The 7,264-nt window shown below is 60.2% G+C and carries 9 protein-coding genes; 3 read left to right on the top strand and 6 right to left on the bottom strand.

Going from position 1 to position 7,264, the window contains the following annotated elements; all coding sequences use genetic code 11:
• Window positions 1-313 precede the first annotated feature (313 nt).
• Both XINFAN_RS00135 and XINFAN_RS00130 read left to right on the top strand, forming a co-directional pair.
• Window positions 314-562 (top strand): type II toxin-antitoxin system ParD family antitoxin, encoded by a 249-nt coding sequence (locus tag XINFAN_RS00135; RefSeq protein ID WP_124084554.1) that lies wholly within the window; start codon window positions 314-316, stop codon window positions 560-562.
• Entirely contained in the window at window positions 559-846 is a 288-nt protein-coding gene (locus XINFAN_RS00130; RefSeq protein WP_124084553.1) for a type II toxin-antitoxin system RelE/ParE family toxin, read from the top strand. Before XINFAN_RS00135 ends, XINFAN_RS00130 begins: the two co-directional genes overlap by 4 nt.
• 4 nt (window positions 847-850) lie before the next feature.
• Here XINFAN_RS00130 and XINFAN_RS00125 read toward each other — a convergent pair whose 3' ends face one another.
• Together XINFAN_RS00125 and XINFAN_RS00120 are read right to left on the bottom strand one after the other, a co-directional pair.
• Entirely contained in the window at window positions 851-1,417 is a 567-nt protein-coding gene (locus tag XINFAN_RS00125) for a hypothetical protein (protein WP_124084552.1), read from the bottom strand.
• A complete protein-coding gene (locus XINFAN_RS00120) occupies window positions 1,414-1,680 on the bottom strand; it encodes a hypothetical protein (protein WP_085787614.1) in 267 nt (88 codons plus the stop codon). The genes XINFAN_RS00125 and XINFAN_RS00120 overlap by 4 nt, the downstream gene beginning before the upstream one ends.
• 153 nt (window positions 1,681-1,833) lie before the next feature.
• Between XINFAN_RS00120 and mobQ the strand changes: the two genes are divergently transcribed.
• Complete coding sequence (gene mobQ, locus XINFAN_RS22090; RefSeq protein ID WP_124084551.1) at window positions 1,834-3,069, top strand: MobQ family relaxase; 1,236 nt, start codon at window positions 1,834-1,836, stop codon at window positions 3,067-3,069.
• Between the two features lie 2 nt (window positions 3,070-3,071).
• On the opposite strand, the gene XINFAN_RS00110 is transcribed toward mobQ, so the two are convergent.
• From XINFAN_RS00110 to XINFAN_RS00090, 4 genes are all read right to left on the bottom strand, one after another.
• Complete coding sequence (locus XINFAN_RS00110; RefSeq protein ID WP_124084550.1) at window positions 3,072-3,977, bottom strand: NotI family restriction endonuclease; 906 nt, start codon at window positions 3,975-3,977, stop codon at window positions 3,072-3,074.
• A 3-nt stretch (window positions 3,978-3,980) separates the two neighbouring features.
• Window positions 3,981-5,228: a DNA cytosine methyltransferase gene (locus XINFAN_RS00105; protein WP_124084549.1), complete on the bottom strand. Its 1,248-nt coding sequence runs from the start codon at window positions 5,226-5,228 to the stop codon at window positions 3,981-3,983.
• Window positions 5,229-5,596: 368 nt separating this feature from the next.
• Complete coding sequence (locus XINFAN_RS00095) at window positions 5,597-5,989, bottom strand: MerR family transcriptional regulator (RefSeq protein ID WP_124084547.1); 393 nt, start codon at window positions 5,987-5,989, stop codon at window positions 5,597-5,599.
• A gap of 74 nt (window positions 5,990-6,063) precedes the next feature.
• On the bottom strand, window positions 6,064-7,074 hold the full coding sequence (locus XINFAN_RS00090; RefSeq protein ID WP_124084546.1) for a replication initiator protein A: 1,011 nt from the start codon (window positions 7,072-7,074) through the stop codon (window positions 6,064-6,066).
• Between the last annotated feature and the right edge of the window lie 190 nt (window positions 7,075-7,264).

Below are 7,264 nucleotides of genomic sequence, written 5' to 3'. Positions count from 1 at the left end.
AGTTTGACCCTTTCGGAACCAAAGTTTGACCCTTTCGGAACCAAAATCCCGGTTTATGCTATTTTTTACAGATGCTTATGGAGGGCGTAACTTACTCCGTAGGTAACACTAATAACACTAGAGCCTCTCCCGATTTCGAGGATCAAGACCCTTACCCAAAAGGGTAATTGCGGTGCGGCGCGCATCGGGCGCTTTGCGCCCTGCGCCGCTTGCGGTCGCAGAAGCGCGACCGCTGGCACCGACAGCGCCCAGATTGCAGCTTGGTACTTGTTGGTATATGATGGGAATCTGCTTAGAACAGAAAGGGGCGGCGATGGCCCGCAATACGTCCGTGTCCCTCGGGGACCATTTCACCACCTTCATCGACACACAGGTGCAGGCCGGGCGCTACGGATCGGCCAGCGATGTGGTGCGGGCAGGGCTGCGGCTGCTGCAAGAGCATGAGGCCAAGGTGAAGGCGCTGGAAGCCGCCCTGATCGAGGGCGAGGAATCCGGTGAACCGCAGCCCTTCGATTTCGATGCGTTCAAGAAGCGGAAGCGGGCGGAGTATGAGGGCAGATGAAGGCCCTTTCCTTCTCGCCTCGGGCGGAAGCCGACATTGACGGTATCTGGGATTACAGCGCGGAGAACTGGGGGCCGGATCAGGCCGACCGCTATACCGACGAAATCCGGGACGCCTGCCACGCGCTGGCATCGGGCGGGAAGCAGGGGCGGGTGACGAATGTTCGCCCTGGCTACCGCAAATGCCCTACCGGCTCGCATGTGATCTATTTCCGCGACCGGGGCGACTGGTTGGAGATTATCCGCGTCTTGCACACAGCACAGGACGCGGAACGGCACCTGTGAGCCGTCACTCTCCGGCTTGCTGTGTCGGCGGGTCCACCCAGATTGCGCAGAACCTTCGCCCGTCACGGTTTGGCACGATCTCGCCGCCTGCTGAGGTGCAGTAGATGCTTGGATAGCGCCCAAACGCATTGGCATCGCCTCTGCCGGTGATCCAGAAGGCTGCCAGCGCGCCGATAAGCGCTCCTGCGGCCCCGATCGAGGCCAGCCAGACCCAGAACCCGCCGAACCAGCGCCATGCCTCTCTGCGGGCCTCTCCTGCGGCCTGTGAGAGGCTCTTGGCCGTTTGGAGGATCTCGGCATGGGATTCCCTGATAGCCCCTCTGGCGGCGCTCTGTGCGGCTTCTATGGCATCCCTGTGGGTCTTGGCGGTGGCGAGCTGCAGCTGGCCCTCAAGGCGCTGTTCCAGCCGCTTGCCGGTTTGCGCCATGTTGTCGAGGCTCTGGGCGATGGTTGCGTTGAGGTGTTCGGCCTCGTCCCTGTCGAGGCTGGTGCGTTGCAGGTTCTCGATCTGGCGGCGCAGCGCGCCAATATCATCGACCAGAACCAGAAACGGATCGGTGCTGCCGCTCATGCCTCACCGGCCCCGGCGCTTTGCGCCCTGGCATCGAGGTCGGCCAGCAGTCCGGCGATTTCCTTCTGGTCCACGTCCCGGGTTGCGTTCTTGCGCAGGGTGGAGGCCAGCCATTTGGAAATCTTGGGGTCTTTCAGGGCCTCGGTGGTGACGATGGCGCCGACGATGATCTTTCGGCGGGTGTCGCTGGCTTTCTGACGTGTTTTGAGCCGCGCCAGCTTCGCTTGCGCATCTGCAATCTGCTGGTCGATGGTGCGCGCCATTCTTCCGCCCTTCCTCGTTACAACCGTTGAATTTGTGCCGCGTAGTGGATAGCGTGTCAAACACGAAGTGCCCACTTATACAAACGCTGCGCGTTTGTGTGGGCAAGGGAACCCTGCGTTTCCCTTGAACCCTTAGCGAAGTGCAGCGTGGAAATGGCGATCTACCACCTTCGGGCCACGATGATTTCTCGCTCTGCCGGGCGTAGCGCCACGGCGGCAGCGGCCTATCGCGTGGGCGAACGGATTGAGGATCACCGCACCGGGCTGACCTTCGATTACCGTGCGCGCGGCGGTGTCGATCACGTCGAAACCCTCGCCCCTGCCAACGCGCCCGCATGGGTGCAGGACCGGTCGGCGCTGTGGAACGCGGTCGAGGCGGCAGAGACCCGGAAGAATTCGCAGGTTGCCCGCGAAATCCGGGTGGCTTTGCCCGCCGAGCTGGACCACGGGCAGCGCGTCGAGCTGGTGCGCGAGTTCTGCCAGCGCGAGTTCGTGGCCCGTGGCATGGTGGCCGACATCGCGATTCATGCGCCGGGGCGCGAAGGCGATGATCGCAACCACCATGCCCATATCCTGCTGACCACCCGTGAAATCGGCCCCGAGGGGTTCGGGGCGAAGAACCGGGACTGGAACGCGGTCGAGATGCTGGAAGGATGGCGTGAGGCATGGGCGCGGGACAGCAACCGCGCCCTTGAGCGATGCGGCCATGATGAGCGTATCGACCACCGGACGCTAGAGGCGCAGCGGATCGAGGCGCAGGAGCGAGCCACCGCGGCGCATGATCGCGGGGACGAGGCCGAGGCGCTGCGGCAGACCGTCCGGGCGGTGGAACTGGACCGGGATCCGTTGCCGCAACTCTCTGCCGGGGCGTGGCAGATGAAGGAACGCGGCATCGAGGTCGCGGCCGTCCGGGTGTGGCGCGAGGTCAAGGCGCAGGCGGCCGAGGTTGCGCGGGTGGCGGAGGTTCTGGCCGGTCAGGTGCGGGACTGGATCGGGCGGGCGGTGGATCGCCTCGGGCCGCAGGCGCAGGGACTGGCCTATGCCGGCGCTGCGGATCGGGAGAGCCGGGAGGGGAGGCAGGACCTGGCTGCGCGGTTGCGCGAGGCATGGGAAGCCCGCCAGAGTCGCCCCGCGTCCGATACCGTGGCCGCACCTGGACAAACCCCGGAACCGGATTCCGCCCGCAGTCTGGCCGAGCGGCTACGGGAGGCAGCGCAGGGGATCGACCGGGGAACGCTGGCCGAGGCGGCAGCGCGGTTGCAGGAAAGCCGGGAGGCCGAGGAGCGCCAGCGGGTGCAGGAGGCCGAGCGCCTGAAGGAGCAAGAGCGGCAGCAGGAACTGTTGCGGGAGCGGGAAGCCCGTGACCGGGACAGCGGGCTTACTCACTGATCTCAGCCTAGCGCCGCCTCAATCGCGGTTCGATAGACGTTTTCGTCCGGGAGGGTAACGTTGTTGAAGGCCTCTTGCACCTTGTAGACCGTAGTGGAATGGGCCGGATTGGCTTTAAGCGGCACGGTAGTCCCGTCAATAATGCCGTTCGACAAGTCGTGCTGATACGCAAGGAACGTGATCGACGCTGGCTGTAGAGCGTAACGAATCAAGCCACTTGCACCGCCAAGGCGCGCCATGATCCGAGTATAGACCGGGTGCGGGCAAACAAAGAACAAGCCCTTCCGGCACAACGCCTCGCGTTGCAGTACCTGCCCCTTGTAGATCAGTTGTGGCAGAATGCGCTTGTTAACATTTTCCCAATTCAGGCCTGCTGACGTGGATGGGTTCGTTCGCTCCGGTGTTAGCAATGCTTCTCGGCCATTGCGGTAATTCCCCGTGGTGTCGATGGTTTGGACTTCGACCGCGACAAATTCTTTCAATTTGCCGTTGGAATCTAGGAGGGCCAGAACCCAATCCACGAAGTAGCTGCCCGCACCATCTTTTTGAGGCAAGCGTAATTCACCGCCCCAACGCTTACCAAACACGGCAACAACGGGTTGTTTAATCTCCCTCGCCCGTGCAGATGCTTTGCCGCCTGCGATCAGCTCGTAATCTTCGTCGAACGCGATTTTAGCCACGTCGTATAGGGCACGGTATTTGTCCGCGTACAGGCGGATCGGACAGCATATGACCGGATCGGACGTGACCGGCTTGATCGTGCAGACGCCAGCGACAGCACCATCACTTAGCCGCTTTTCGCATACATCGGAAAGGTATGGGCATTGCTTTTCGGTCGCGGCGGCGATTGCCGCCGCCGAGTGGTCATCGGCGCGATATCCGAAAAATTCCCAAACTTTCCCAGCCACTTGTTATGCTGCCCCGGCTGTGCGTACGCGCGTCTCGCGCTCTCCAAGGACGCGGGCAATCGTCCGACCAACCGCCGCCCCCAGCAATGGCGGAACGGCATTGCCGACTTGTTCGTACTGTTCAACTCGCGAGCCGCAGAAGACATAGGTGTCGGGGAATGATTGAAGCCGTGCCGCCTCGCGCACGGTAAAGGCACGGTCCTGCTCGTAGTGAAAATATGCGCCCCAATGCGGATCGCACTTGGTCAAGATGGTGGATGCGAGGCCGTTCGGAGAAACCCGTCCATAACGCTTTGTGTGGTCACTCCTACGCGCCATACGCATTCCGCGCGGTAAAAGCGTCTCGGGAATATCCGTCCAATTTCCACCCGGAGGGATGTGCGACATACGGTCAAGATTGACTTTGCTCAACCTAGCAGCTTCATGGCAGGTTACCCCTTCGGACCCCACGCGCATCAGTTCCTGATAAGGGTTGTCAGCTGGGTGGCGATAAGGCTTCGTCACATCGCCCATTTCGCCGTTTCGCAAAACGGGCAAATCGCCGATGGCATCTCTGACCGTCACATGCGACGGCAGTTCAAGAGAACGCGGTAGGTTCACCAGCGTCTTACCAGCGAATTGCGAGGTGAAATTCACCCGAACCGGAGCTTGCCGCAATGGTTCTGGGAAAAGCTCAGTAGGATTCATGCCATCCCGGGCACCAAGGATGATCGTGCGCCAGCGAGTTTGGGGGATGCCGTAGTGGGGGGCATAGAGGATGCGCACATCGGCATCGTAGCCAAGGCATTTCAGCGATTCCAAGATGGCATCCAGCGTTGCGCCACCTTCAAACGACACCATCCCCGGGACGTTCTCGATCATGACCGCGCGCGGATTGAATTCTGTGACGAACCGCAGGTATTCGCGGAAAAGGTGGTTCCGTGTGTCTTCGGTAGAACGCTTGGGCGCGTTGATCGAAAAGCCTTGGCAGGGGGGGCCACCGGCGATCAAATCCAGCTCGCCTCGCTTCAAGCCCAACAGGGCACGCACCTTTCTGGCATCGACCATGCGAATGTCGCGGCTATCGACATGTGTGCCGGGATGGTTGGCCGCGTAGGTCTGAGCGTAGCGCGGAGAAATTTCGTTGGCATAGAGCGAGGTGAAGCCCGCTTCTCTCAAGCCTTCGGACAGGCCGCCAGCGCCCGCGAACAAGTCGAGCGAGGTCAAGCGCCCTGCTGTTCCGTACATCTCCACCGCGTTTAATTGGCTCATATTGCTTTTCTCTTGATTGGACGGCGTGGGGGTTTGGCGTCCGAGGCTGTGAATATGCCTGGGCGCCCGCCACCTTGCCGTCGATTGGCAAACGCCTGCATGAACTCGCGCAAGACTTCTGACGCCTTCCGATTCTCGGCCATGCAGGCACCCTGGAACGCCTCGCGGAGTTCCTTTTCAACACGGATGCGAAGGCCAACGTCTTTGTTTGACATGGCGTGACTGTAGTAGGTGGATACACAATTGTGTATCCATGAAATGCGCTGCCTTTGCCTTTTCTCTTGCCGCTTCGGCGATGTGGCGCAAGCCCGGCCCAGCCTGACAATGCTGCACAAGTCCTAACATCTGGTTCGTCCTGCACAGCAGGCTTAACTTTTGCCAAGTAGCCGCGACCAGAACCCTGATTTTGGCCTATGGTCTGCCAGCAGTGAGCTTGCTTGCTGTCGCCACCTGTCACGATCTTCCCGAAGGTCTGCGATCACCGTTTCCTTGTCGGCCAACCGTTCATGGGCGGCTTCAAGACGAGCCTGTAACTCTCTGATTTGGCTTTCGTTTGCCGTGTTTATCTCGGGTTTACTAGCGGTTTCCGTGTGTTCAACTGAAACAGTTGGCGTGTAAACTCGGTGTAGTTCGGCGGGGTCTATTCGGAAGGTTCCTGTCTCATCCTTAGATGCGGATATGCGCCCGCTTTTTATGGCTTTTGAGATGGTTGCCTTTGATTTTCCGGTAGCCTTTGCCGCTTCGCCTAGTGTGTATGCCATTGGGGTTTCCTGTCGTTCAGGTGGCCGCAATAGTGAACTGTTTACCTGTTTCCGTCCAGTATGGGCAGGATGGACTAGGATCGCAGGTTTTCCTGTTTTTTGCAGTAGGCGACGAAGGCCGCGCCGGGGTTTTTCGGGGGGTTGCCCTTCGCGGTTTCCTCGTGGGCGTAGGCCATCCAACTCGCCCGCAGGGCGTAATAGTCCCAGCCGAGTGTTCGCGCATGCGCTCTGGCCTGCTCTTCGGCCCATTCTGGGATGATGATCGGCGTAGCCAGATCGACCGGCACAGAGCGCGGGCGCACTGTTACCATGTCGTTTTCGTCAATCTCGAACCTGTAGAACGGGGTCACATCTGCCCGCATGATCTCGCGCAGATTGTGGCGAAAGCGTTTGATCGGGGCGTTACTGCCAGTCTTGTTTTGTAGGTTGGCTAGTCCGATCTGCCACTTCGGGGAGTTGCCGCAGTGCTTGCGGGCGATCTCATACAGGCGGCGCTCCAATGGCCTGCGCAGGCGGAAGTAGTCATGGGTGATCGTCACCACCTGGTCAGTCTCTATCGCCCGCATCAGCCAGCGCGACAGCTTCACTTCGCAATAGTCGAGGCGGAATCGTTCATCGTCAGTGCGGACAAAGCCGCCTTCGTCGATCAGAGAGAATATCCGGGTTTCGATTTTCCCCCCGGACTTGATGTTGGTCACGAACTGCGCCCCTTGCAGGCGGGCGAAGGCGTCCTCAAGGCGCTTGTAGTGGTTCCCACCGATAGGCCGGTTCGTCGCAACAGACAGCTCTCGCGCCGAGAACCGGACCGTGTCGCCAATCGGTTCGCCCCGATTTTTCCGGGCCATCAACTGGCTGATGGTGAAGATCAGAATGTCCTTGTCGAAGATCGTCGGCAGGCCGAGGCCGGAGGGCCGGATTTTCAGCACGTTGTCGCCGTTCCGGTATTCGAGGTGCCGCATGTCCGGCTTCGTCGCCAGCGAGAACAGCGGGTGTTCCATCGACGCCATGTCATCCTTCGGCACGGCATCAGCGATGTCGAGCACGAAGAAATCTAGGTTTGGGTGCCGATCTGGAAGCAGGCTCATACGGCGTAACTTTGACCTATCAGGAACTATCTTGTTTGACCTATCAGGAACGGTTGTCGATGGGAAGTCAGTTTGACCCTTTCGGAACCAAAGTTTGACCCTTTCGGAACCAAAGTTTGACCCTTTCGGAACCAAAATCCCGGTTTATGCTATTTTTTACAGATGCTTATGGAGGGCGTAACTTACTCCG

Origin of the sequence: Pseudogemmobacter humi, from assembly GCF_900609055.1 — a bacterium.
Taxonomy (GTDB): Bacteria; Pseudomonadota; Alphaproteobacteria; order Rhodobacterales; family Rhodobacteraceae; genus Pseudogemmobacter; species Pseudogemmobacter humi.
The sequence above is the reverse complement of the archived record's forward strand: the minus strand, read 5'-3'. Positions and strand labels throughout refer to the sequence as shown.